This window comes from Pseudomonas sp. UYIF39 (genome assembly GCF_029963765.1).
Classification (GTDB): domain Bacteria; phylum Pseudomonadota; class Gammaproteobacteria; order Pseudomonadales; family Pseudomonadaceae; genus Aquipseudomonas.
In genome coordinates this window covers 469,195-495,918 of record NZ_JALBYU010000001.1, presented here as the reverse complement: position 1 = coordinate 495,918, position 26,724 = coordinate 469,195, and the positions used below count along the sequence as shown (strand labels likewise).

Below are 26,724 nucleotides of genomic sequence, written 5' to 3'. Positions count from 1 at the left end.
GATTCCCCTACGGCATCGATACCTATCAAAAGGAACCTCGAAAAATCAGGTGCTGGTCATGATTCACTATTCCACCTCCGAAGAAATCAAAGCCTGCCGGGCCTTCGCCCTGGAACGTAATTGTCAAATGTTTGAAGACGCCCAGGCATTGAGCCGCAGCGCCTTTGCATTACTTGAGGGCAGTGACATGGACGCGGAGCTGTTTGATTGCTATCAGGCGATGCGCAGAAAGGCTGACTTGAAGTTCGAGGAAGCGATCGAGCACTTGCGGCTGCTCAACGAAGATTTCCCGCCTGTCTCGATGTCCACGCAAACCGCTCGTCGTTTGCTCCAGCACCCCGAATCCAGAGCCTGAACTTGAAAGCCCGGCACAGTCGCCTAATGCCGGTCAGTTAAGGTGCAAAACCTGTGGGAGCGGTGTTCACACCCTTAACCGACCGGCATTAGGCACAATCGCTGGGCTTTTTATTGTCTGGAACATCAATGCTCCACTGCGAACTGCATGAGTCAATTTCCGGACTCATGCAGGCTGCATGACTTCAGTTTGCCATCAGCCACTTCAACTAATTGTTTTATATGAACTTTGTCGCACTGAAAAATCGGCACGACAAATGCTCAAGGACAATGAGCGACTTTCGGCCTTGAGACCGTTCGCGCTCACCCCTGACTCGTTGGAGAGACTCGACCATGAACGCCATAGACTTGTTGAAAGCCGACCATGAACGCGTAAAAGGCATCCTGACCCAACTCAGCGAATCCACCGAACGTGGTGTTAAAAAACGTAGCGAGCTGCTGGCCAAACTGGAAATGGAGATCGCCATACACACCCGTCTCGAAGAGGAAGTCTTGTACCCGGCGTACAAGAAAGCCGGGGGCAAGGAACAAGACGTCATGTATTACGAAGCCAAGGAAGAACATCGCACCGTTGATTCCCTGGTGCTGCCAGACTTGAAAGTCACCGACCCCTCCACCCCGGAATTCGCCGGTCGCGTGAAAGTGGTCAAGGAACTGCTGGAACACCATATCGAGGAAGAAGAAACCGAGATGTTCCCTCAGGCGAAAAAACTGCTGGGCAAAGCCACACTGGAAGAACTGGGCGCGCAAATGGAAAGTTTAAAAGCCCAGTACAAGAAAGAAATGAGTGCAGCCAATCTGGCGGCTTGATGCAGGTGGCGGGAACACAAAAGGCCCGGCATATGCCGGGCCTTTTTGCTTGTTCGGTTCACGCGATACATTCAGCCGGAATGACAATACACGGAGGCCTGCAATGGACTATCTCGATTGGGTGCAATGGCCGGCGATGCTGGTTACGGTGCTGGCAGCGTGGTTGATCGGTTCGCAAAACCCCAGGCGCAGGGTCTCGGGCTTCGTCTGTTTTATCGTCAGCAATGTTTTATGGGTAACGTGGGGTTACCACACCCAGGCCTATGCACTGATCGTGTTGCAGTTTTGCCTCTGCGCCATGAACCTGCGTGGTTTCAAGAAGAACGCGGGATCAGCGGCCGAACATTGAGCTCGCGTTGTCATTTCATGGTGGTGGCGATGATTTCCACCAGATTGAGTTGGGTAAAGGGTTTGGACAGGCGCGGAAGTTTGGTTGCGAAACCTTCCAGGCGCTCGGCGTAACCGGTGGCAAGGATGATCGGCAGGTTCGGCTTGATGATCCGGATAGCCTGCGCCAGTTGCGCGCCATTCATCTGTGGCATGGCCATGTCGGTGATGACCAGATCAATCGCCTGTTCGCTGTCGAACATGGCTAGCGCCTGTGCACCGGACACTGCACTGATCACTCGATGCCCAAGGTCCTCGAGCAACAGGCAGGTACTGGTCAATACCAGGCTGTCGTCGTCCACCACCAACACACACAGTCGGGGTACGGGTGGTGCGGCTTGCTCCTCGGCAACAGGTTTGGCGACTGAACCAGCGGCCGCAATGGGTATCCACAATTCGGCGGTTGTGCCTTTGTCCTTAAGGCTCTTGAGAACGAATCGGCCGCCCAATTGCTCAATAGAACCATGAACCATCGACAGCCCCAGGCCAGTACCTTTGCCAACTCCCTTGGTGGTGAAAAAAGGGTCCGTTGCCGATGCCAGCGTCGCGTCATCCATGCCCTCACCGTTGTCGGTGACACTCAGGCAGACATAACGACCGGGCGCCAGGGAAAGCTGTGTCTTGTCCAGAACAGCATCTGTCTGAGCACTGATCACGATTTTTCCGCCATTGGGCATTGCATCTCGAGCGTTGGTCACCAGGTTCAGTACCGCCAGTTCGAGCTGATTGACGTCGGCCATGATCGGTTCAAGTTCTGGCGAAAAGCACGTTTCGAGCGCCACGGAAGGCCCGAGAGAGCTGCGCAACAGTCCGGTGATTCCTTGCACCAACGTCGGAATCTCGACGGGTTCGGCCTTGAGTTCCTGACGTCTGGCAAACGCCAGCATGCGCTGGGTCAGGGTTACGCCCCGCAAGGCCCCCTGAGTGGCGTTGTCCACCAAACGGGTAATTTTCGGATCGTCCCCCACGCGTTTGCGGACGATTTCCAGATTGCCGAGGATAACGGTCAGCAAATTGTTGAAGTCGTGGGCGATGCCACCACTGAGTTGGCCGATGGCCTGCATTTTCTGCGCCTGAAACAGCGCTTCGCGGGTTTGCTCCAGCGCCTGCTGGGCTTGTGTGGCTTCGGTGATATCACGGGTGATCTTGGCGAAACCGAGCAGCGTGCCGGTTTCGCCCCAAATCGGATCGACCACGACATTGGCCAGGAACCGCGTACCGTCCTTGCGCACGCGCCAGCCTTTGTTTTCGAATCGCCCTTCACGTAGCGCAATGTCCAGGGTCCGTTGCGGTTGGCCGGCCTCGCGGTCTTCCGGGGTGTAAAACATCGAAAAGTGCTGGCCGATGACCTCTTCGGGCAAGTAGCCCTTGATGCGCTGAGCCCCAAGGTTCCAGTTGGTCACGCGGCCATCCGGGGCGAGCATGTAGATGGCGTAGTCAGTGACGCTTTGAACCAGCAGGCGGAACTGCTGCTCGCTTTGCTTGAGGACTTCTTCGGCCATTTTGCGGTCGGTCAGGTCGCGGGTAATCTTGGCAAACCCGAGCAGCTTGCCCGACGGATCGAGAATTGGATCGACCACTACGTGGGACCAGAAGCGCGTACCGTCCTTGCGAACCCGCCAGCCTTCTCCCTCGAAACGCCCTTCCCGAATCGCCGTGTCCAGCGCTCGCTGGGGCTTACCGGCAAGGCGATCCGCTTCGGTATAGAAACGCGAAAAGTGCTGGCCGAGTATTTCGGCTTCTTCATACCCCTTGAAACGCTTGGCGCCGGCGTTCCAGCTGGTGATGATTCCATCGGGATCAATCATGTAAATCGCGTAATCAACGACAGCATCGATCAACAACCGAAAACGACTGTCGTCGATGGCGCTGGCTTTGGTCCGATCCTCGTTCATTGATCCCTCTGGGTATTACCGTTTTTTTGGAGTATGCGACAAACCACGCATTTGGAAAGTCGGAAAAACGGTACTCGTCGCCCAGCGTTATCGATTCACGTGTTTGACGATGTAGGCGTATAGATCGTTGTAGACGAATTTCGGAACATGCGAAGCATGAGTCGCCATCTTGAGCAGTGCCAGGTGGCACTCTTTGATGACTTCGTCGCGATCGCTCACCGCGAAGACGTGGTTGTCGATAATGCTGGAGTAGACGCTGTATGCAAAATCCACTTTGGTTGTGGTTGTGCTGACGGAACCGTCGGCAGCTTTGGAGTAGGTACTCTGAGCAATCAAGGTTCGCTCGTTCAACCCACCGAACCCGCGCTCGTACAAATTGATTTGCGAGCCGCTAACCGCCTTTGCAGCCGTCTCGAAGGCCAGGATGATCGCAGGCGCATAACTCATGCTGGCATCCAGCTTCGATACCGTGAGAAACCGTTCCATTTCCTGGTCTTCAAGGCTTTTGAACGCTCGTTTAATGCTCGACACATGAGCAAACTCTTGAGTGCAGCCCACGATGTGAGTTTCGAACTGATAACCGGCGGCGGTCGCCAACGGCGGGAAGGCCGCGAAATCGACACTGTCGAACGCACATTCCATGATGATGTTGAATTTGCCAGTGAAGGCCTGCGTATGGATCTTCGTGCTGACTTCACGAACAAATGCCTCGGTATGCTCATACGCATGCAAGACGCCAAGTTTGATCATTTCTGCATATTGGGGGTGTTTCTTGCGGTAGTCGGGCAGGTACAGGCGAACATAGTTGTCGTAGCGTTTTGAAGGCAGCAGGTTCTTTTCCAGCAGATAGGTTTTGCCTGACCCTTGCAGCCCGGCAACGATCAGAATTTTTGGGGTTGCCTCGGCCTTGATGCCGCTGAACAGCCTCGCTTTTATTTCATTGAATGCTGCGGAGACCTGCTCAGGGGTGTACGTGTATTTCGGTGCTACTGACATATCTTGATTTCCTTATCAAAGATTCAGCTTGAAAGTGATGACTGGTTCTTTGAATAAAGACGGCATTCGCTGCTTGTTCAAATGGGTGTTTCTTTCAAGATATGTAGATGTTTTTAAAGTAAAAAATCCTACTCGGCAGCGTACAAAAGCCTCGGAGCAATTGACCACCAACGCGGCAGTAGCTGTTTGACCTTGCTATCGCCAAACCGGTCATCGATCAACATCACCACCCCTTGATCCTGCTGGGTGCGGATCACCCTCCCCGCCGCCTGCACCACTTTCTGCACACCTGGAAACAGGTAGGTGTAGTCATAACCGGCGCCGAAAATCGCTGCCATGCGCCGTTTCAACTGCTCGTTGACCGGGTTGAGTTGCGCCAGTCCGAGGGTGGCGATAAACGCCCCGATCAGTCGCGCGCCCGGCAAGTCGATGCCTTCGCCAAACGCCCCGCCTAACACCGCAAAACCGACGCCCTGACTCTCGGCGGTGAACTGATCGAGGAAGTCCTGGCGCTGCCCTTCCCCCATGCCCCGGGACTGCGACCACAGATTGATGTGTGGATGTTTCTCGGCCAGCAACTGCGCCACTTGCTGCAAATAGTCAAAACTGCTGAAAAACGCCAGGTAGTTTCCGGGACGTTGACTGAACTGCCCGGCGATCAGCTCGACGATTGGCGCAAGGGATGACTGGCGATGGACGAACCGCGTGGAGATCTGGCTGACGATGTGCACTTGCAGCTGATCGGCGTGAAATGGCGATTCCACGTCTATCCACACCGTGTTCACCGGTGTACCCAGCAGGTCGGCATAGTAGTGGCGAGGGCTCAGGGTCGCGGAAAACAGCACGGTGCTGCGTGCAGCCGTCAAGCGCGGGCGGATGAAGCCGGCGGGCACCACGTTGCGCAGGCAAAGCTGCGACAGGTTGCGTTGGCGGTCGAGATCGCGCTTGCTGATGTCGAACAGGAACTGTTCATCAAAGAGCTCGGCCACGCGGCAAAACTGCAGCATGTCGAAATAGAAGTTCTGTAACGCTCCGTCCAGGCCTTGAGGATGATCGTTCAGGTAGTCGCCGATGCTCGCGCTGCACGACGACAACGCCTGGAGCAGTTTTTCCGGCGCCTTGTCATAGGCCTGATAGGCGCCGAGTTGCAGGTTATGCAGGGCATTCCACTCACGGTTGACCCGTTGCAAGGATTTTTTCAACACCTCAGGCGCGGTTTTTCGTACACCGTTGAGGGTCGATTGGTCGAGGCTGGCGCTGTACATCTGCCGGCCACGCTCCACCAGGTTGTGCGCTTCGTCCACCAGCACCGCGACTTTCCAGTTATTGGCCTGGGCCAGCCCGAACAGCAGCGCACTGAAATCGAAATAGTAGTTGTAATCGGCGACCACCACGTCTGCCCAACGGGCCATTTCCTGGCTCAGGTAGTAAGGACAGACGTCGTGCTCCAGGGCGACCTCGCGCAAAGCGTTCTGGTTCAGCAGGGACAACTTGCTGGCCGCCTGGCGAGCGGCGGGCAAGCGATCATAAAAACCTTGGGCCAGCGGGCAGGATTCGCCGTGACAGGCCTTGTCCGGATGCTCGCAGGCCTTGTCCCGGGCAATCATCTCGAGCACCCGCAAGGGTGGCGCGTCGGCGCTGTCGAGGATCACTTGCGCGGCGTCCAGCGCCAGTTTGCGCCCCGGGGTTTTCGCCGTGAGGAAGAACACCTTGTCCAGTTGCTGCGGCGCCAGGGCCTTGAGCATCGGGAATAGCGTGCCGACGGTCTTGCCGATCCCCGTGGGCGCCTGGGCCATCAAGCAACGACCGGTGCTGACGGCCTTGAACACCGACTCCGCCAGATGACGCTGCCCCGGTCGAAAGTCGGCATGGGGAAACGCCAGTTGTTGCGCCGCCCGATTACGCCCTTCGCGATGAGCCATTTCCTGTTCGGCCCAGTGCAGGAACAAGGCGCAATGTTGTTCGAAGAACAGCCGCAGTTGCGCGGCGCTGAAAGCCTCGACCAGGCAGGTTTCCTTTTCATTGACGATGTTGAAGTACACCAGGGCCAGATTGATCTGCGCCAGCTGCAGTTTCTGGCACATCAACCAGCCGTAAATCTTCGCCTGCGCCCAGTGCAGCTGACGGTGGTTGGCCGGTTGCTTGCTCAAGTCGCCGCGATAGGTTTTGACTTCTTCCAGGCAATTTTGCGCGGGGTCGTAGCCGTCGGCCCGGCCCTTTACCGTCAACGTTTGATACAGGCCTTCAAGCGCGACTTCACTCTGGTAGCCCTCGCTGCGCCGGGACGCCACCGTACGGTGCCCGACAATCCCTTCCAGCGCGGTCGGCGAGGGCGTAAAACGCAGGTCGAGGTCACCGACCTTGGCGGTGAATTCACACAGCGCCCGCACCGCGATGCTGTAACTCAAGCGCTCTGCTCCGCCCATTGCACATAGCAGACGGCAATCGGCATCTGGTGCTCATGGCAGAACTCGAGCCAGCGCAATTGATTGTCTTGCAGGCGATCACCGGGGCCTTTGACTTCGATCATCCGGTAGGTTTTGTCCTGCGGCCAAAACTGGATCAGGTCCGGCATACCGGCGCGATTGGCCTTGATGTCCGACAGCAGTCGATTGAACCAGTGCTTGAGGTGTTCGGCCGGTAGGCAATCGAGTGCCTGATCGAGCAATTCTTCGTTCAGCACACCCCAGAACACAAAGGGCGACTGCACGCCCCACTTGCTGGCATAGCGTTCCCGAATCGTCTGGTGGTAACGCCCGTCATCGAGTTCAGCCAGGCAGCCCTGGAACAGCTCCGCGCGGCGTTCGTGAAAGTCCTCACTGAGCAGATCCACCGGCCCACGCTGGAACGGGTGGAAAAACGCCCCCGGCAACGGCGCGAAAATCGCCGGCCAGCACAGCAGTCCGAACAGCGAGTTGATCAGGCTGTTTTCGACGTAATGCACCGGTGCCGACTCTTGCGCAAAATGTGCCTGAACGTAAGACTCCACCGACAATGCCGGATCGGTCCGGGGCAGTTGCAGGTCCAGGCGCAGCATCTCCCGTGGGGACGAGCGCTTCATCACCGGTCCGCCCAACTTGCGCCGCAGCCTGGGCAGCACACGCAACACTTGTTGCTGTTCGGCGGCACTTTCCGGCGATTGCTCCACCGCGACGGCCAGCTCCATGGCCAGCTGGTATTCACCGCAGCGCTCCAATACTCGAATCAACCGCAGGCGTGCGCCGGGATAGGCACACTCGCGGTAGATCGTCAGTGCGGTAGAGAAATCCGCCAGGCGCTCGCAGTGCTGACCGATCTGGAACAACAGTTTGCCGCGACGTCTTTGCAGCCAGGGATTGCTCAGCGCCAGCCCTTTGATCTGCTCGACAATGTCTTCTACTGCTTCGCCGGCCTCGAAATGCTGCTGACACTCATGAAGGAAGAGGCAGGCGTCCACGTCGTCACGGCTGCGCAGGCCTCGGGAGTCGGCGCAGAACTCGACTTTTTCATAGGTAAAGATGCCCAGGTCAGCCAGTACGAACTCGGACCAGTCCTGGTAAAGGTTGCCGAAAAACATCAAGCGCAGCCGGTCGCACAGGTCCATGATGGTCAGGCTGAACAATCGGTCATCCAGCGACGGGCACCACTGGCCGAAGCTGTGAGCCTGCGGAAACCGTTCGCTCAGTGCGGGCAGCCAATCGGTCTTTTTTCCCTTGGGTTGATCGATGGTGGCGCCAAAACACTGGAGAATTTCCGCCTTGAGCAACACCCCGAATAGCGCTTCGATCGACAGCGGCGATTGCTCATCGATCCAGCCCAGCGCCAGCAATGGGCCGGCGGCGATGGCGATGTCGCCGATTTCGACGTAATGCAGCTTGCTCGCCCGGAAGTGATTCCCCTTGCGCATCACCATCCTGACCAGCAGCGCCCTGGACTCACGGGGCAACCGCTTGAACTCGCGAATGAAGTGTTGCTCTTCGACACTCAGCACATCGGCATAGCGAAGCTCAAGCCAATCAAGCACTTGCATGAAGTTGTTCAAGTAGTAGAACGGATCGTCGAGAGGATTTGCAGTCACAGGAAAAAAGGCCATGGCGAGCGAGTACTGGTTATGCGTACAGATACCAGCTACGCCCTGCCCGGGCAAACGGAAAAGGATAAGCGGCGGCGTTAATCGGTGATTTTTCGAGTGTCTATGAACTTTCTGCCGATCCATCGCACCTAACCGCGTTAGAGGTGCAGTGACGATTGATTTCGCTCGTGGCAGTCGCGCTGTTTTTTTTGAAGGATGAGAGGTGGTTATGAATATCAAGACTCTGGGCTTGCCCCTGGCGGTAGTGGCCTTTCTGGCCCTGGCCGGTTGCTCGACACCAACGGTTGTGACGCTGCAGAACGGCACCCAGTATTTGACCAAGGACATGCCGAAAACCAAGACCAAGGACGGCTTCTTTGAATTCGAAGATATTTCCGGGGCGAAAGTGAAGGTCAAGGCCGATGAAGTGACCACGATTCGGCAGGAAGACTAAATACCGCGTTATCGTTCATCGTCGGAACGCCGCCCGGAACAAGCTCGCTCCCACAGGGGATTTGTGAACGCCACAGATCCAATGTGGGAGCGAGCTTGCTCGCGATGGGGCCTTAACAGTCAGCCCATCACCGTCAGACGATAACCACCCCTGAGCTGGACAAGCTATCCAGCCCAACCCCGACCAACGTGACCGAATCCCCCCCAAACGTCAGCACCGTGTCGTGCCCCACCGCCGTGGCATGCGCCCGATAGTCGTCGTTCGGCGTCACCCCCTGAACCCCGAGAAATATCAGTTTGTCGCTGGCCTGGTAGCCAACCACCCGGTCCTGACCAAACGCGCCGCTAAACAGGAACGTATCGATCCCGCCTCCCGATTCCAGCAAGTCATTACCGGCCCCGCCGACAAACACATCGTTGCCCTTGCCGCCGAGCAAATGGTCGTTGCCGTCCAGCCCCAACAACCAATCGCCACCCGCGTGAGCCGTGAGCGTATCGGCGCCGGCGCCACCCTTTACCGTTGACGCGTACTGAGTCAGGTTGTTGCCCGCCTTGAGGCCTTCGGCAGTGACGCTGTGGGTCACGTCATCCTTGAACAGCCCCCAGAGAAACCCCGGCTCTTTGGTCACAATGCTGCCGATGTCGCGGGTCATGCTGATGCCGCCATTGGCATCGCGGATGTACAGGCTTCCGGCGCCGTCATTGGCGAAGTCGAAGTCCTTCACCGATTGCTGCAAGTCCAGCACGTTGTTGCCCTTGCCGCCCAACAGGATGTTGTAACCACCACCGTCGCGGAAGGTGTCGTTGCCATCGCGGCCTTCCAGGTAGTCATTGCCCTTGCCACCCTGGATCAGATCGTTGCCGTCACTGCCGATGATGAAGGTGCTGCCCTTGTGGGTTTCAGCGTTGCGATTCAGATCCTGAACCCAAGTGTTGGCGCGCGCCAGGTCCGACAGATTGGCGACGATGATCGTCGAGTCTTTACTGGTGAGGTCGTAGAACTTCGACTCGATCACCCGGTTCATGCCGTCGCCATAGGCGGTGGGCAAGTGCGAGATCCAGGTCGGGATGTTGAGGATCGAAAACGGCAGCACATTCCACGCTGTCGAGGCGTAGTGGTCGTTGAAGCTGACGATGTTATCGGTCGTCGAAACCTTGGCGGCATCGTGCACGCCCACCGACGACAGGTTGAACGATGAACCGTCGAGGGCGCGGTACACCGGGTCGTTTTCGTAACCGACGTTCAGCACTTTGTCGGTGCCGCTTTGGGTCGGCGAGGCGTAGGCAATGTAGTTGGAATCCTGGTAGAACCCGGCCCACTTGTCGTTGCTCAAATCCGCCAGGCTGTTGACCGCCAGCCCGCCGAGGCTGTGACCGCTGACCAGCACGTTCTTGCCCGACAGGCCATTGGCCCGGGCAAAGGCCGCAACGTCGCCAAGCAGGTTGCCGAAGGCTTCGCCGACGTAGTTACTGGCGTAATCCTTGGGCCCTAGCGCCGCCAGCAGATCATTGATCACATCGCCGATGGAGTCGCTGATCTGGCTTTCTCGTGGGCCGCTAGTGCCGCGAAAGGCGATACCGATTTCGCTAAGATGCCCCTGCGCGTCGTACTTGCCGAGGATTTCCACCTGAGCGCTGGTGTACCCGGCCTTTTCGCCGAAGAACGTTCCGCGTGCGTCGACCTTGCCGTCATAGCCCAGTTGCGTGGCGGTGATGGGCGTCCAGCCGGCTTTCTGCACCGCGTCCAGTGCGGCTTTTTCCGAATCGGGATTCCATGGGATTCCGGGAATGACGCCCTGGGAGTCGGTGCCACCGATCAGTGCGGTCACCAGTGTCGCCGGCAAGCCAAGGCCGAAGCCGTTGTGCTGATAGCCGGTGGCAAAGCCGTTATCCAGGTTGTGATAGGAATACAGCGTGATCGCCATCGCGTCGGTAAATAACGCTTTGGAATCGGCTGTACCGAAGTTTTTGTAGTCGTACACACCCATTGGTATTGCCTCTCTCTTTGTTGGAATTGTTAGAGATAGCTCACAACCAGGACGCCCGATCATGAGGCGCCCCGGAGCATTTAGTGCATGCAGCCTCAGGCAAACGTAATGCCTGAAGCCGACAGGTTATCCAGTCCCACTCCCACCAGCGTCACGGCAAAGTCGCCAATCTTCAGCACCGTGTCATGGCCCGACTGCGAAGCGTGTTGCTTGTAGTCATAACCCTGCCCCGCGCCCTGAACGCCCATGAACAGCAGTTTGTCGTTGCTCTGGTAGCCATTGATTACGTCGAAACCAAAGGCGCCGCTGAACAGGAACGTGTTGTTGCCACCTGAGGCCTGCATTACGTCATTGCCCGCGCCACCGACGAAGGTCACGTGGCTTTTGTCACTGCGCAGCAGATCGTTGCCGGCATTGCCGAACAACCAGTCGCCGTCGACGCTGGCTGCCAGTGTGTTGCCGTAGGCATCACCGTTAAGCGAGTGGTTGTAGTGGGTCAGTTCACTGCCGTTGAGCAAACCGTTGGCGGTGACGCTGTAAGTCACCTCCTTGCTCCCCCACCATGAGCCCGACTCTTTACTGACTAGCGCGCCAATGTCGCGGGTCATGCTGATGCCGCCATAGGCATCACGCACGTACAGCGTGCCGTCGCCGTCGTTGGCAAAGCTGAAGTTCTGCAACGACTTCTGCAATTCGAAGGTGTTGCTGCCCTTGCCGCCCAGCAGGAGGTTGTAGCCACCGTCATCGCGGAACCGGTCATTGCCATCGCGGCCTTCGATGAAGTCATTGCCGGCACTGCCCTTGAGCAGGTCGTTGCTGTCGGTGCCGATGATGAATGTGCTGCCGGTGTGAGGTTCGCCGCTGCGTCCAAGGTCCTCGACCCAGGTCTTGCCCCGGGACGCTTGCGCCAGGTTGGACACGATCAGCGTCGAGTCCTTGTCGGTGAGGTCGTAGAAACGCGAGTCGATCACCCGGTTCAACCCGTCGGCATACCCCAGCGAGCCGTGAGCCGACCAGTTCAGCGGGTTGAGGATGCTGAACGGCACCAGGTTCTGTGAGGTGGACGCGTACTGGTCATTGAAATTGACGATGTTGTTGGTCCCCGAGTCCTGATGTCCGTCGTGCTTGCCCAGGGAACCGCTGCTGAACGTGGTGCCGTCGAGTACCCGAAACACTGGATCGTTCTCGTAACCGATGTTCAGCACGTTGTTGCCGGTAGCGCTCTGGGTCGGCGAGGCGAAGGCAACGTAGTTGGCCTCCTTGAAGAAACCGCCCCAGTTGTTGCCGCTCAGTTCGGCGAGGCTATTGACCCCTAACCCGCCCAGGCTATGTCCGCTGACCAGCACATCCCTGGCGCTCAGGCCATGACCGATCGCAAACGTAGCGACGTCCTTGAGCAAATTGTCGAAAGCGTTTTTCGCGTAGTTCGTCGCGTAATCTATCGGGCCGACGGCGGCCAGCAGATTGTTTTTCATGTCGCCGAAAGTGTCGCTGTAACCCAGGCCGCCGGTGCCTCGGAAGGCAATGCCGATACCGATCAGCTTGCCCGCCGCATCGTACTTGCCGAGCACTTCGGCTTCGGCGCTAGTGAAGCCGTCCTTCTCGCCATAGAAGGTGCCTTGTGCGCCGACCTTGCCTTGATAACCCAGCTGCATGGCGCCAATCGGCGCCCAACCAGTCGCCGGCAACGGTTTACCTGTTGGCGTGTACGCATACAGCGTCAGCGCGATGGCGTCGCTGTACACCGCCTTGCCGTCAGCATTTTTGTAATCAAACAGTCCCATAGGTTTGCTTCCTTTGCGTCAAATCAGAACTGCCAGTCGAGTGTCAGACCCACACCGTGGTCTTTCTCGTTGGAGCCAAGCAGTCCGTTGTAATCCAGGCTCAAACGAACGTCTTGCGCCACCGCCAAACCGGCCCGCGCACCCACAACGGCGGCGTTACGATCCAGGGAAACGCTCTGCACGCTGAACGCGGTGTTGCCGTTGGCGAAGGCCAGGTGATCTTCGGAACGGGTGTTGCTCAGGTTGTGCTGCCAGCCCAGCGTGCCGGACAGTTCCAGCTGCTTGTCCGACAGGGCAATCGCTTTACTCGCCCGCAGACCGAGGGTCGAAAGCACGGCGTCGCGGTTGTCTTCGCCGCCCTTGAGCGCTGCGGCATCACCTTTCTCGGAAAAGCTGTCGCTGTTCAGGTGCACGTAAGCCAGGTTGGCGAACGGTTCCAGCGCCAGCGGTTGCAGGTCCAGGCGATACGCCGCTTCGGTAAACAGTTGCGCAGTCGTCGCATCGCGTTTGGATTTCTGTTTACCGCTGACGTCGCCGAATTGCAGGTCACGCTTCACGTCAATGCGATGCCAGCTGTATGCGCCGCCGACGCTCAGACGCAGCGCATCGATTTCTTGGCCCAGATAGGCGCCCAAGTGGTAGCTGTCGACCGAGGCGGACGAATGCGTGCCATCGCCCATGCTCAACGAACTGTCGCTGTAACCGGTCACGAAACCCAGCCGCGTATTTTCAGTGATCAGACCGTCGACACCGGCCAGCAAGCCGCCGATGGAGCTGTTGGAACTGGCGTTGTCATGCCCGCCATCGCTCTTGCCCCAGGCGCCGAGGACTTTGACCCAGGCGTTGCTACGGTCATCGGTGGGTGCCGCAGCGTTGAACAGATCACGCTCACGCAGGCGTTCGCCGACGGCATCGCGCAGGTAACGGCTGTCGTTGATCAGCAGCGTGCCGATCGCCGGGTGAATTTCACCAGACAGTTGCTGGAAGGCTTGTTGCGCGACGGCCGCGGTCGGTGAAAGCAGCAAGGTTTCATAGAGCGCATTGCCCGCGCCCAGTTGCTCGGCGGCCGCGGCGACGGCGCGTTGATTCGGGGTTTGGCCGACGCTGGCGAAAGACGCTGCGTTGCGCTCAACCGCCAGTTGGATGCCATTGGCCGAGTAACCGAGTGTGCCTCCGATGAAAAGATAATCCGGTAGCACGGCGCCGAAACGCCCTTCGATCCCGCCGGCCGCTTGCAGAATGTTGTACTGATGGCCGAGCAGGGATTTCACTTCGCTGGTGGTCAGCAAGGTCGGGCTGCTTTCCAGAGACAGGCTGACGGTAGCGCCGTCGATCACGGCTTTACCGCCCGCCACGATCTGATCGCTGCTGGTCGGCGACAACTCCACGGCGTACGTCGAGCCAGGTTCGAAGGTCACGTCGCCCGCCACCTGCAAGGTGCCAATTGAGTTACCTGGCGCCACGGTGCCACCGCTTTTCGCGGTCAATGCGCCGATGCGGCCATTACCGCCGAGGATCCCGCTGTCGTTGACGGTGACCGCCGATAGCAGCGAGCCGTTGATTGCCAGGCGGCCCTGATTGACCAGGGTCGGGCCGGCGTAAGTGTTGGCGCCGGTCAGCACCAGCGTGCCGATGCCCTGCTTGGTCAGGCCACCATGGCCGGAAATGTCGTTGCGCCACGTGTCGAGGCCGCAGTGCACATCATTGCAGACGCGTTCAGTCGGTTTGCCCGCGTCGATGATCGCGCCGATCCCCGGCAAGTCCGCCACAAACTGGCTCGAACCGTAGGCACCCTGGATGCGGAACTCCTCGGGAATGTCTTGCTCGGTGACAAACATCGCCGGGCCATCGATGCCTTTGCGCAGGTTGATCATGCCCCAGCCGTAGAGCGAATCGACACCTGGCGCACCGAGGTCGGTGGCCGTGGTGCGCAACACGCTGGCGACCTGGGCGCCGGTCATGTACGGGAAGCGTTCCATCAGCACGGCCATGGAGCCGGCGACATGCGGCGCCGCCATCGAGGTGCCGTTGTAATTCTTGTAGTCGGTGGTCAGGTTGTCGGCGTTGGTACCGCTGATGATCGAGCTGTAGATCTTGCTGCCCGGTGCGGACACGCAAAAGCTTGCGGTGTAGCCGCAGCGCGATGAGAAGGTGCTGATGTTGTAGAGGTCCGGGCTGTTGAGGTCCGGGTTCTTCTGCAACGCCGCCACGGTCATCCAGTTCGGCGCGATGTCCGGGACGAAATAGCCCAGGCCTGCGATGGCGTCCGGGTTGTTGAGGTTGTAGTCGTTGCCGGCCGCGAAGATCGTCACGATACCGCTGCGGGCCGCCGCGATGGCGCCATCGTAGGCTCCACCCGGTTTGGTCCCGAGCAACGGTCGGATCTCGTTGAACTGCAATTGCGCGTCTTGCACGGTGAAATGCGGGTAGGCGGGGTTGCGTCCGCCGAGGTCGAAGCGATCGGTGATGCCGATGCCCCAACTGTTGTTGATGATCCGCGCGCCGCTGGCGATCAAGGCATCCCAACCGGCCTTGTAGACCGCGCCGTCGTTGCCGCGAATGATGCCGTCTTCCGGGCCCGGATCTCCGTTGTCCGCACTGATGATCTGCGAGCCAAACGCCACGCCATGCATCGGGCCTCCATCGCGACTGCCGGCAGCGATTCCGCCAACGTGGGTGCCGTGGGCACCCAGCTTGCCGTCGGAACCGATCGAGGGCGAGCCATCGTAGCGAAAGGCGTCTCCCGCTTTCACCGGGATGTACGGGTCGGTGTATTCGCGGATGCCGCTGGTGACCAGAGTGATCACTTTGTTCGGGCCGGAAAACTCCGGATGCGCGGCGTAGACCGGTTGATCGAAGATCCCCAGCTTCACGCCTTTACCGGTGTAACCGGCGGCGTAGGCCTCTTGTGCGTTGACCGCTCCCAGCCCCCAATCGGCATTGAATTCAGTGCTGCGCCAACTGTTGGGATCGCCCGCTCTACCGTTTTCCACGTAAGGCGCCGCTTGCGCGGTACCGAGGGTGGCCAATGCGCAGAGCATGGCAAGGTTGTTGTGCTTGTTATTCATCCAGCTACCGTCCTTAGTTGTGTTGCCAAAATCCCTGTGCCTGATAAGCACCCTTCAAATTCACACGTCCTGTAGCAGCTGGCGCAGCCTGCGTCCGGCTGCGCAGCAGTCGTAAACCCTGCATGCACGGTGTATCTGACGGACCGCAGTGCCTGATTTTGCGACTGCTACGCAGCCGGACGCAGCCTTCGGCAGCTGCTACAGGGTTCGGGTTAAAACTGCCAATTGAGGCTGAGGCCTACTCCATGGCTTTTCTCGCGGCTGGCCAGTTGGCCGATGTAATCGAGGTTCAAGCGGATGTCCCGGCTCAGGGCGAGGCTGGCATGGGCGCCCAGCAGCGCCGCATCACGCACCATTGGCGAACTCTCCACGGAAAATGCTGTGCTGTCGCCGGCAAACGCCAGGTGCTCTTCAGAATCGGTATGGCTCAGGTTGTGCTGCCAGCCGAGGCTGCCGCTCAGGTCCAGTTTCTGCTGGCCGGAGAGGTTCACGGTTTTCAATGCGCGCACGCCCAACGTGCTGAGCACCGCGTCACGCGTGTCACCACTGCTTTTCAGTGCGGCGGCGTCACCTTTCTCGGTGAAACCTTCGGTGTCGAGGTGCACGTAAGCCAGATTCGCGAAAGGTTCGAGCGCCAGCGGTGGCAGGTTCAGGCGATACGCCGCTTCACCAAACACTTGGGTGGTCCCGGCATCGACCTTGGCTTTCTGTTTGGCGCTGACGTCGCCGTATTGCAGGTCACGTTTGACGTCGGCGCGATGCCAGCTGTAGGCACCGCCGGCACTCAGACGCCAGGCACCTGACTCGCGGCCGGCATAAGCACCCAGGTGATAGCTGTCGACCTTGGCAGATGAGTGAGTGCCAGAGCCCATGCTCACCGAGCTGTCGCTATAGCCGGTGACCAGACCGATCCGGGTTTGCTCATCGAGCGCTCCGTCGACACCGGCGAGCAAGCCGCCAATCGAGGTGGTGTAACCGGCGGTGTCATGGCGCTCATCAGTTTTTCCCCAGGCGCCCAGCGCCTTGATCCAGCCATTGCTTTGAGTGCCTTGGGCGTCAATCAGTCGCTCGCCGACAGCATCACGCAGGTAGCGGCTGTCATTGATCAGTACCGATCCCAGCGCCGGATAGATTTCCCCCGACAACTGCTGAAACGCCTGTTGGGCGGACGTCGCGGTGGGCGACAGCAGCAGGCTTTCGTAAACCGGATTGCCCGCCCCTAGGCCTTCCACGGCGGAGGCTACGGCGTGCTGGTTCGGCGTTTGGCCGACGCTGGCGAAGGTCGTGTCGTTGCGCTCGACACTCAGTTGAATGCCGGTGGCGGCGTAATCGAGGCTGCCGCCGATGAACAGGTAGTTGGGCAGCACCGCGCCGAACTGACCTTGAACGCCGCCGGCGGCTTGCAGGATGTTGTACTGATGACCGAGCAGGCTTTGCACTTGTTGAGTGCTGAGCAAGGTCGGGCTATTTTCCAGTGACAGGCTGACGGTCGCGCCGCTGACCATGGCCGTGCCGCCCGCGACGATCCGGTCGCTATCGGTCGGTGATAGCTCCACCGCGTAAGTCGAGCCCGGCGCAAACGTGACGTCGCCGATGACCTGCAAGGTGCCAATGGAATTGCCGGGCGCAACCGTAGCGCCGCGGTTGGCGGTCAGTGAGCCGACGCGTCCCGACCCACCCAGCGTGCCGCTGTCATTGACGGTCACTTGCGATGCCAGCAAACCGTTGACCGACAACAGACCGCCATTCACCGTGGTCGGCCCGCGATAAGTGCTGTTGCCGGTCAGCATCAGGCGTCCGGCACCGGACTTGATCAGGCTGCCTTCGTAGACCCGAGTGGAGGCGGCGAGATCGCGTGCCGAGCCCACCGCATAGTCGGTCTGATCCTGCTGGCTGGCACCGACAGGTACACCGTTCTCCCAACCTTTGGTCTTCAGTGTCTGTTGCCAGGCACTGTGTTCCGCCGCGTCTTCACTCTGACGCTGAATCAGCGCCTTGTCGGCGATGTCGTTGCTCCAGACATCGCTCTGCCCTGCTCCCAGATTAGCGTCGAAACGTCCAAGTAATTGCCCCGGCCCGCGCATCGCCCGTTCGAGGTTGGCCACGCCCCAGCCGACGCGGGTATTGGGCGCCTCGGTAATCGAACCGTCGAGTTGGGTGGCGGTGGTCAGCAGGGTTTCCAGCGCCTGCTGGTTGGTCATGTACGGATAGCGTTCCATCACCAGCGCCAAGGCACCGGTGGCATGCGGCGCGGACATGGAGGTGCCGGACTTGATCGCATAGCCTGCGCCGGGAATGGTGCTGTCGATCTTTGCGCCGGGGCTGGTGATGCACCAATACTTGGCGATTCCGCACTGGTTGTATTTCTGCTGGTTGCCTTGATCCAGCCCCGACACCGCCAGCCAGTGGCCTTCCAGGTCCGGCTCAAAATAAGGCAAAGCTGAGCGCACGCTGGCGTTGGGGTAACCGCTGTTACCGGCGCTGAACACGTTGATCACGCCGCGTCGGGAAACGTCTGCGGCCTCATCGAGCCAGGTGCCTTTGTTCCAGTGCTGGGCGTAGGCCGCATGCAGATCGTCGAGGGTCCGATAGCTGACGTCCGGCGGTTGGCTGCCCCAGCTGTTGTTGATTGCTCGCACACCGGCATCCGCCAACGCGTTATAGACCGCTTTGAAGTAGCGTGGATCAGGGTTGGGGCCGAACAGGAAGCTGTCGTTCTTGTTGGTGTTGCCGACGTAGACCTGCGCGTTGTAGGCCACGCCGTGCATGCCGGTGCCATCGCGCGAGGCACCGATAGTGCCGGCGACGTGCGTGCCGTGGGAGTCGTTGTTGGCGTTGAGTGTGCCGTCGACATTGAACCGGGAGCCGTCAACGTAACTGCCGCTGGCGGTCACCGCGTGGTAACGGTCGGTGGCGAATTCGGGATGGGCAGCATCGAAGCCTGAATCGAGCTCGCCGATTTTCACGCCTTTGCCAGTGATGCCGGCGGCGTAGGCTTGATCGGCTTGCATGCGGGCAAGCCCCCAGTCGCGCTGGAACTCCGCCGAGCGCCAACTGGCGGCATCACCGGGTGTGCCGGTTTCCAGGTAAGCGGCTTGCACCGAGCCGGGCATTGCTGACACCAGGAGTAATAGCGTGCCGACCGACATCGGCTTGATCTGTACATCCATGTCTACTTCTCGCTTTTTTGGCGTTTTTAGAATTCTGGTCACCCAAAACGGGCAGCAACGCATCTCCCTGTAGCAGCTGGCGCAGCCTGCGTTCGGCTGCGAAGCAGTCGTAAAACCTGACAACACGGTTTGTCAGATAGACCGAATGGCGACTGCTACGCAGCCGAACGCAGGCTGCGCCAGCTGCTACAGGTTCAAATCATTAACTCCTCGGGCCTTGGCCGAACGCCTCGTCAACCTTGGCCAAATCCTGCTCATTCAATGTCCCGGCGTAGTAATGCAACTTGGTCCAGGCCATCAAGTAGTCGTAGCGTGCCTGTGCCAGATCGCGGCGGGTGGTAAATAGTTGTTGTTCGGCGTTCAGCGCATCGAGGTTGACGCGCTCACCGCCCAAGATGCTTTGCTTGGTCGAAACCACCAGCGCTTCGGCAGACTTCAGGGCTTTCTGATAAGCCCGCAACTTGTTCACGCCCGACAGGCAGGCGCTGAACTGCCGACGCAGCTCGATCAGGGTTTCCCGGGTCTTGCCGTCCAGTTCGTACTCGGCCTGCTCCATGGTGCGGCTGGCCTGGCGAGTCGAGGCCGAAACCCCGCCGCCGGCGTACAGCGGCACGTTGACTTCAATCCCGATGGTGTTGGTGTCGTAACGCTGGTTGTAGGTATTGCCGCTTTCCGACTCGTTCTGGCGCACCGAGGCGTAGGCACTGACTTTGGGCAGGTGTCCGGCGCGGTTGCGTTCGACTTCATAACGCGCGACTTCCACGGCATGGCGCTGCGAAGCCAGGTTCGGGTTGTTGGCCACCGCGATCTCGTGCCAGGTGTCGTAATTGGCCGGCTGCAGGGTGAACGTCTGGAAACTCTGATCCAGCGGCGCCAAATCCCCGATGTCGATCGCCTGCACGCCAATCAGCGCGCCCAGCTCTCGTAACGACGCGTCCTGCTCATCACGGGCTTCGATTTCCTCGGCCGTGGCCAGTTCATAGCGGGACTCGGCCTCAAGGATGTCGGTACGCGTGCCCTCGCCCTGTCGGAACATGTGTTCGTTCTGCTGGAACTGTTGCTCGAAAGCCTTTTTCTTGGCCTGCGCGATGTCGATCTGATCCTGAGCGAACAGCGCGTGGGTGTAATTCTCCAGCACCCGAACCAGCAATTCCTGGCTCTTGCCGCGAAAGGCTTCGTCGGCAAACAGCGATTGCGCCACGCCTTTGCGGTACGACGCGTAAGCCTCGTAGTCGAGCAGCGGTTGTTGCAGGGTCAGGGTCGAGCCGTAACTGCTGTAGTTGCGGTCATCAGTGCGGTTCTGCCCGCGCTCATTGAGGGCGGTGGCCTTGGAGGAGTTGCGTCCCTTGTTGTAGTTGTAACCGATCCTGGGCAACAGCCCGGCGCGGCCGATGGCGCGGTTTTCAAGGCCTGCATCGCGTTCCTTGATGGCGCCGAGAAACACCGGATCATTGCGCAATGCTTGTTCGTAGATGTCGAACGGTCCCATCGCCAGCACACTGTTGCAGGTCAGCAACGCCAGAGTCGCGGCGAGCATGGAAAGCTTATTCATACAGCGGAACATCCTTATTCCTCAGTCAACGCGGAACCTGCCCGGTCGAGCAGCGGCTTGAACAAATAGTTGAGGAGTGAACGTTCACCGGTGCGCACGAACATTTCCGCCGGCATGCCAGGCTTGATCACCAGACCGTTGAGTTTTTCCATGGCCTGATCGCTGACGCTGCTGCGCAGTACGTAATAGGGCGCACCGGTTTTCTCGTCGATCATCTGGTCGGCGGAGATCAGGCTGACTTCGCCGGGCACGCGCGGCGTGCGGCTCTGGTTGAACGCAGTGAACAAAATGTCCACCGGCAAATGCGTGCCGACCTTGTCGACCAGATTGACCGGCAGGTGCCCTTCCACCTCCAGACTCGTCCCCTGAGGCACGATCTCCAGCAGGGTTTCGCCCTGACGCACCACCGCGCCCACGGTGTGAACCCCGAGGTTGACCGCAATGCCATCGGCGGTGGCGATGATCTCGCTGTGTTGCAGATCGAACCCGGCAGAGGTCAGTTGCTCTTCCAGCGTCACGCTTTTCAATTGCGCGTCGGCCAGTTGGGTACGGACTTCTTTCTGGTATTCCTCGATGTGCTGTTGCAGTTTCAGCCGCGATTCGAGGATGCCCTGCTCCACACGGCCGCTGTCGCCGGTGTTTTCCGCCAGTTGTTGCTGCACTTGCGACAGCTGACGCTGGTACTCCATCAACCGATTGCGCGGGATGTAGCCGTTATCCGCCAGGGGCTGAAGGTTGCTGAGCTGTTGTTGCAGAGAGCTGGCCTGAGCAGTCAAGTCGGTGCGGGCGCGGCGCATGCCGGACAGTTGCGCGCTGGCGCCTTCGATGCTGGCGCGCAAGGCAGCCTGCTCGCGGGAAAACGCTTCACGGCGGCTGCTGAACAACTGCCGTTGACCTTCCAGCACCAAGGCCAGGCGCGGGTCAGGATTGTTGCTCAGTTCAGCGGGGAAACTCACCTGTTTGAGGTTGTCCCGTTCACTCTGCCACCGCGCCAGACTGGCCCAGGCCATGCGGTATTGCGCTTGCAGCGATTGCACGTCAGCGGCGACTTGCGTCTGGTCGAGCTGGAACAATGGCTGGCCCTGCTTCACCAGTTGACCCTCGCGCACCAGAATCTGGCTGACCACCCCACTGCTCATCGATTGCACGGCTTTGCGCTTGCCCGACACCACGACTGTGCCTTGCACGGGAATGCCTTGGTCAAGCGGCGCGAGACTGGCCCAGGTGAAGAAACTGCCGGCGCCGACGATCGCCAGAATCCAGCCCATGCGGACGAAGAAACGCGCGTCGCGCTCAGGGCGTTCTGTGATGTAGTCGTGTTCCATGGTGGCTTCGCTGATGTTGCTCATACGCCTGAATTCCTTGTCGAGGGCTGATACTGCCGGCTCATGCTGAGCCCGCCCGGTGCTTGCGCGGTTTTCTCCCGCTGCGGCTCCTGATTGGCTGCGAGTGCCTTGAGCACGTCCTGGCTTGCACCGAAGGCTTGCAAGCGTCCTTCGTTGAGCACCAACAACTTGTCGGCCTGGGCCAGTGCCGAGGAGCGATGGGTCACCAGAATCACGCTGGTGCCTTGGGCTTTCATTTGCGCAATGGCGCTGGCCAATGCTGCTTCGCCCACGGTGTCGAGGTTGGAATTGGGTTCATCCAGCACCACCAGGCGCGGGTTGCCATACAATGCGCGCGCCAGTGCCACGCGCTGCTTCTGCCCCCCGGACAAGCCGCTGCCGTCCTCGCCGAGCACGGTGTCGTAGCCTTGCGGCATGCGCAGAATCAGCTCGTGAACACCGGCCTGTTGTGCGGCTTCAACGACTTTTTGCGGGTCCGCCTCGCTGAACCGGGCGATGTTTTCGGCGATGCTGCCGCTGAACAGCTCGATGTCTTGTGGCAGATAACCGATGTAGGGCCCAAGATCGTCGCGGTTCCAGCGATGAATGTCCGCGCCGTCGAGCCGCACCGTACCGCCCAGCGTCGGCCAGACGCCGACCAGCACCCGGGCCAATGTCGATTTGCCGGAACCGGATGCCCCGAGCACCCCCAGCACTTCCCCGGCACCGAGGCTGAAATTGACCAGGTGCAGCGTGGCGGCCCGTTGCCCCGGCGGCGCGGCGCTGACCTGCTCGAAGCTGATCTGGCCTTTCGGCGCCGGCAGCGCCATGGCCTCGTCAGTCGGTGGAAAGGCTTGCAGCAACGAATCAAGACGACGGTAAGCGAGCTTGGCGCCGCTCCACTGCTTCCACACGGCGATCAACTGATCGATGGGGCTCAAGACGCGGCCCATCAGAATGGAGCCGGCGATCATCATCCCGGCCGTCATATCACCCTTGATCACCAGCAATGCACCCAGACCCAGCACCAATGATTGCAGGCACAGGCGCAGGGTTTTGCTCAGAGAGCTGATGACGGCACCGGTGTCGCTGGCCTGATTCTGCAAGCCGAGGAAACGTGAATGGACCTGGAACCAACGTTTACGCAATGCCCCAAGCATGCCCATGGCCTGAATGGTTTCGGCGTTGTGCAGGTGACTGGTGGCCAGTTGGCTGGATTTCTGGGAATACCCTGCGGCTTCGCCCAAGGGCTTTTTGGTCATTGTCTCGTTGAGGCAAGCAAGGCCAATCAGCACCACCGCGCCCACCGTCGCAAACACGCCGAGCCAGACATTGAACAGGTAGATCACGAACAGGTAGACCGGAAACCACGGCGCATCGAAGAACGCGAACAACGCAGGACCGGTGACGAATTGGCGAATTTGCGTCAGGTCCCCCAAGGCTTGCCCGGCGTTGCCCTCGCCCCGAAACAGGTTGCGCTCGAATGCGGCCTGATAAACCCGTAGGTTGAAGCGGCGCTCCAGTTGGCTGCCGATGCGGATAACGATGAAGCTACGCACAATCTCAAGCAAACCGATGAAGGCAAAGAACCCGACCACCATCAACGACAGCATCGCCAGGGTGGTTTCATTTTGCGAAGACAATACGCGGTCGTAGACCTGGAGCATGTAAATCGACGGGACCAGCATCAGCACGTTAATTAACGCGGTAAAACAACCGACGCTGATCAGGACGCTCTTGTAGTCGCCCAGCGCTTTGAATAAGGGTGCGGTGACCGGGCTCTTTGCCATCTTCATGGGTTATTCCTGAGGTGTTATTCCTCGCCCTGTCTGGCGAAGTTTCCATTAACTGTCCGCGCAGGGGCGGATATAGGCTTTGCGGGAGTGCTTACAAACTAATAACAACTTTTCGTGGGCGACAGGGCGCTTCGATTAGTTGTGCTGTGCTTATGCCGGTAATGACCAACGTTATATTCGAATCGTGTTATTGCACCTGGCGCACAAGTGTTATGACCAGATCGGATTTCAATGTGGCTTTATACGATCCGTCGCGTTGGCGGCTGAGAAACAGAATCTTCGAACCTTCTTTGCCGGTGATCGCCAGGCCATCCGGCTCAGGGAACCAGCCAATCGCAGATTCGCCGTCCAGCCAGGCGCTGAGACAATCGGCGCCCTCACCCAGCGCCTGTTTCGGTTGAAAGTCGATGACGCAGACGTTGGACGGTTTGTCCTGCAACGCCTGGGACTCTGGCGAGTCATCTTTGGCGATCAGGGTCGCCTGCCATTTGCCGGCCAGTTCCGAGGGGTCTGCTAATTTCAGGCTGCTCGCCATGGCTACATCTCCAAAAATCATCATGAACGTCGCCAATAGCCACGCGGTTGTTCTGTAGGTGAAGCCGTTATGGATCATAGGGCGCTTTACTCATTTCAAAGGGCAGAGAGCAGCGCGTCTGCGCCGCCCTCCTTTTCACCTCACATTACGCAGCGATGTCGGAGTAAGCCGCCTGACCCACGGTGCTGACCAGGAAATCAGCCACGCCATGCCCGGAGAAGTCCACCGACAACAGGCTGTTGCCACCCGAAGAGGTCAACACCGCATCGCCTGCCGCACCGGTGAACGCGTTCACGAAATGCAGGCCCGCGCCGTTGGTGATGCCGGTCAGGTCGATCTTGTCCAGACCGCTGACAAAATCGAGGATCTGGTCGACTGCACCGGGTTTGGAATCGCTGCTGGCGGCGAACACGAAGGTGTCCGAACCGGCGCCACCCCACAGTTTGTCCGCACCGCCCGCGCCGAAGAGGATGTCGTTGCCGGCACCGCCCTTCAGTTCGTTGGACACGCTGTTGCCGATCAGCAGGTCCTTGCCCGAACCGCCGATAGCGTTCTCGACGGTAACGCCCTTGGCGATGGACACGTTACCCACCAGGCCGCCAACGTCGGAGAACGAAGCCTCATTGAGGTTGATCTTCTGGTTTTGGGTGAAACCGGAGAAGTCCAGGGTGTCCTTGCCGCCCGCATCCCAAACCGAAAACACAACCTTGTCCGACGACGAAGTCGCGCTCAGGAAGTCGCGCCCGGCGTTGGAGTTGAAGCCGTAAGTGGTGTCGCCGGTACGGGTGCTGGTGTTGGCGCCGTAGAGCTTTTGGATCGCCGCAATATCGTCCATCAGCGGACCGGACGAATAGGCTTCGACGCCGCCCTTGCTGAAGTTCTGGCTGGTATTGCTTTCACTCCAGTAGCTCATGACGCTGTAACCGCGGGTGTCTTGCCCGTAGGACGCGTCGTTGTAGGTCGGCGCGCCCTCGCCGGCGTTGTAGTCGCCAGGATGGGCAAGGCCCAGGGTATGACCGATTTCGTGAGTCAGGGTTTGCCGGCCGTAATTGTTCAGGTCCGGCGTCTTGTTTGGCGTGTAGCTGCTGTTGGTCAGGTACCAGGAAGTACCGTCGTAACCCGCGCCCGTGCCAGGCAGATAGGCGAAGGCCGCCGCACCGTCCTGACCGCCGCTGTAGTTGCCGAAGGTCATGTGACCGTCGCCGCCCGTAGCCTTGTCGGTGAACGTGACATTGGCTACATCGGCCCAGGATTGCATGGCCAGCACGGCCTGGCCTTTCTGCTGAGCGCTGAACTGGCTGAACCCGGTAATCCCGTGCTTGTTCATGGTGCTCGACGACGCCGAGGTCAGGAACGTGTAGGTGAGTTCGATTTTGCCGCTGCCGTCCTTGTCCTGGTAGGCAGCGCCATCGCGCAGCAACTGGGTAGCTGCCTGGTCGACGGAGAAGGAGGGTTTGCCATTGACCGTAAGGTTACCGCCCCGATCATACTGATGGCTGAAGCTATTGATCTGGTTGAACGCAGAACTGGATGCAGCCAATGCTTGCAGTGGCTGGAACGCCTGTTCGGCGGTATCAATAGCGTTGTCTTTTACTTTCGACATAAACACACTTCCTTGTTTAGCTATGGAACAGTTTTTTGTCAGACAGCAACAATCTCTGGCGAGATCGTCCTATCACTCGCCCAATGAAGGCGAAAGAAAACTGACACAATTCGAAATCAAACGTCTACATTTTTTTTGACGTCAAATTGAGTTGTTCCTGCAAGTACCCGAAAACAATGCCTGTGCTGTCGAAATATTGTTTGTTAGATGAGGGTTTGCGCAAATTGTCGGACAATTTGTTATTTAATTATTAAATAGAGGTAAGTTGTTTTTTGTCGATGGGGTCTCACTTTGTGTGAGTTATTAATATGAGTGCCAGCGCATTGATATCAGTTAGAGATTTGTTGGGTTTTAGATTTTGGCGACTGCTGCGCCGCCGGACGCAGGCTGCGCCAGCTGCTACAAGGATTGCGGTGTACGCGAAACCTGTAGCAGCTGCCGAAGGCTGCGTTCGGCTGCGCAGCAGTCGTCAGATACTCACAACCAACACGCATCCCACAGCGGATAATCATGAACGCGTGTCACCAGTCCTGCTCGTATTGGGTTGGCCACGACATACCGGGCAAGCGCCTTCACATCTTCCTCCCGCCGAACCGCACGATCGTGATACCCCTTCTGCCACAACCTCCCTCGCCGCCCTAACGCCTGATTAACCGCCAAACCGCTCCGGGATTTGATTCGACACATCAGCTCCGCCAGCGTCTTGTCATGCAGCTGTACCAGGCAGTGCATATGATCCGGCATCACAACCCACGTCAAAAAACCCGCCCAACCCTCCTCCTGCGCCTGACGCAACTCCTGAACAACCAACCTCCCCAATCGCCAATCAACAAAAAACGGCTGCCGTTGGTCAACGACAGCCGTTAGCAAATAATACGTCCGGACTCAGAGAAGCGACCAACGCGTAGCTGACCCGCATTTGTATAAACAGGCATTCCATTGCCCCCTGTTCCATCG

General features: G+C 59.0%; 17 protein-coding genes and 1 pseudogene. 4 read left to right on the top strand and 14 right to left on the bottom strand.

The genetic code is table 11. The features are described 5' to 3' along the window. The first annotated feature begins 58 nt into the window (after positions 1-58). The 3 genes from MO767_RS02365 to MO767_RS02355 all read left to right on the top strand — a co-directional run bounded on the left by MO767_RS02365 (position 59) and on the right by MO767_RS02355 (position 1,513). Complete coding sequence (locus MO767_RS02365) at positions 59-355, top strand: hypothetical protein (protein ID WP_282479240.1); 297 nt, start codon at positions 59-61, stop codon at positions 353-355. A gap of 332 nt (positions 356-687) precedes the next feature. Beyond that, positions 688-1,164 (top strand): hemerythrin domain-containing protein, encoded by a 477-nt coding sequence (locus MO767_RS02360; protein ID WP_282479239.1) that lies wholly within the window; start codon positions 688-690, stop codon positions 1,162-1,164. A gap of 103 nt (positions 1,165-1,267) precedes the next feature. Beyond that, the gene (locus MO767_RS02355) at positions 1,268-1,513 is read left to right on the top strand and encodes a hypothetical protein (protein ID WP_282479238.1); all 246 of its coding nucleotides are present in this window, start codon (positions 1,268-1,270) and stop codon (positions 1,511-1,513) included. A 10-nt stretch (positions 1,514-1,523) separates the two neighbouring features. On the opposite strand, the gene MO767_RS02350 is transcribed toward MO767_RS02355, so the two are convergent. From MO767_RS02350 to MO767_RS02335, 4 genes are all read right to left on the bottom strand, one after another. Next, positions 1,524-3,446, bottom strand: a complete 1,923-nt coding sequence (locus MO767_RS02350) for a PAS domain-containing sensor histidine kinase (RefSeq protein WP_282479237.1) — start codon at positions 3,444-3,446, stop codon at positions 1,524-1,526. Positions 3,447-3,533: 87 nt separating this feature from the next. Next, a complete protein-coding gene (locus MO767_RS02345; RefSeq protein WP_282479236.1) occupies positions 3,534-4,442 on the bottom strand; it encodes a zeta toxin family protein in 909 nt (302 codons plus the stop codon). A 128-nt stretch (positions 4,443-4,570) separates the two neighbouring features. Then, positions 4,571-6,850 carry an ATP-dependent DNA helicase gene (locus tag MO767_RS02340; RefSeq protein ID WP_282479235.1) on the bottom strand — a complete coding sequence of 760 codons (2,280 nt, stop codon included), beginning with the start codon at positions 6,848-6,850 and terminating at the stop codon, positions 4,571-4,573. Then, positions 6,847-8,514, bottom strand: a complete 1,668-nt coding sequence (locus tag MO767_RS02335; RefSeq protein ID WP_282479234.1) for a VRR-NUC domain-containing protein — start codon at positions 8,512-8,514, stop codon at positions 6,847-6,849. Before MO767_RS02335 ends, MO767_RS02340 begins: the two co-directional genes overlap by 4 nt. Positions 8,515-8,722: 208 nt before the next feature. Here MO767_RS02335 and MO767_RS02330 point away from each other — a divergent pair, with 208 nt between their 5' ends. Then, on the top strand, positions 8,723-8,947 hold the full coding sequence (locus MO767_RS02330) for a YgdI/YgdR family lipoprotein (protein ID WP_282479233.1): 225 nt from the start codon (positions 8,723-8,725) through the stop codon (positions 8,945-8,947). Between the two features lie 133 nt (positions 8,948-9,080). Here MO767_RS02330 and MO767_RS02325 read toward each other — a convergent pair whose 3' ends face one another. From MO767_RS02325 to MO767_RS02280, 10 genes and pseudogenes are all read right to left on the bottom strand, one after another. After that, complete coding sequence (locus MO767_RS02325; protein WP_282479232.1) at positions 9,081-10,934, bottom strand: polyurethanase; 1,854 nt, start codon at positions 10,932-10,934, stop codon at positions 9,081-9,083. Between the two features lie 95 nt (positions 10,935-11,029). Then, the gene (locus tag MO767_RS02320) at positions 11,030-12,718 is read right to left on the bottom strand and encodes a polyurethanase (RefSeq protein WP_282479231.1); all 1,689 of its coding nucleotides are present in this window, start codon (positions 12,716-12,718) and stop codon (positions 11,030-11,032) included. 23 nt (positions 12,719-12,741) lie between these two features. Beyond that, on the bottom strand, positions 12,742-15,786 hold the full coding sequence (locus MO767_RS02315) for an autotransporter serine protease (RefSeq protein WP_282479230.1): 3,045 nt from the start codon (positions 15,784-15,786) through the stop codon (positions 12,742-12,744). 212 nt (positions 15,787-15,998) lie between these two features. Beyond that, positions 15,999-18,956 carry an autotransporter serine protease gene (locus MO767_RS02310; protein WP_282479229.1) on the bottom strand — a complete coding sequence of 986 codons (2,958 nt, stop codon included), beginning with the start codon at positions 18,954-18,956 and terminating at the stop codon, positions 15,999-16,001. Positions 18,957-19,158: 202 nt separating this feature from the next. Further along, positions 19,159-20,520, bottom strand: coding sequence for a TolC family outer membrane protein (locus MO767_RS02305; RefSeq protein WP_282479228.1), 1,362 nt, complete (start codon positions 20,518-20,520; stop codon positions 19,159-19,161). Between the two features lie 2 nt (positions 20,521-20,522). After that, positions 20,523-21,857 carry an HlyD family type I secretion periplasmic adaptor subunit gene (locus MO767_RS02300; RefSeq protein WP_282479227.1) on the bottom strand — a complete coding sequence of 445 codons (1,335 nt, stop codon included), beginning with the start codon at positions 21,855-21,857 and terminating at the stop codon, positions 20,523-20,525. Next, the gene (locus tag MO767_RS02295; protein ID WP_282479226.1) at positions 21,854-23,629 is read right to left on the bottom strand and encodes a type I secretion system permease/ATPase; all 1,776 of its coding nucleotides are present in this window, start codon (positions 23,627-23,629) and stop codon (positions 21,854-21,856) included. Before MO767_RS02295 ends, MO767_RS02300 begins: the two co-directional genes overlap by 4 nt. 187 nt (positions 23,630-23,816) lie before the next feature. Next, entirely contained in the window at positions 23,817-24,242 is a 426-nt protein-coding gene (locus MO767_RS02290; RefSeq protein ID WP_282479225.1) for an AprI/Inh family metalloprotease inhibitor, read from the bottom strand. 67 nt (positions 24,243-24,309) lie between these two features. After that, positions 24,310-25,767 (bottom strand): serralysin family metalloprotease, encoded by a 1,458-nt coding sequence (locus tag MO767_RS02285; RefSeq protein ID WP_282479224.1) that lies wholly within the window; start codon positions 25,765-25,767, stop codon positions 24,310-24,312. Positions 25,768-26,244: 477 nt separating this feature from the next. Continuing rightward, positions 26,245-26,702, bottom strand: a pseudogene (locus tag MO767_RS02280) (transposase). Between the last annotated feature and the right edge of the window lie 22 nt (positions 26,703-26,724).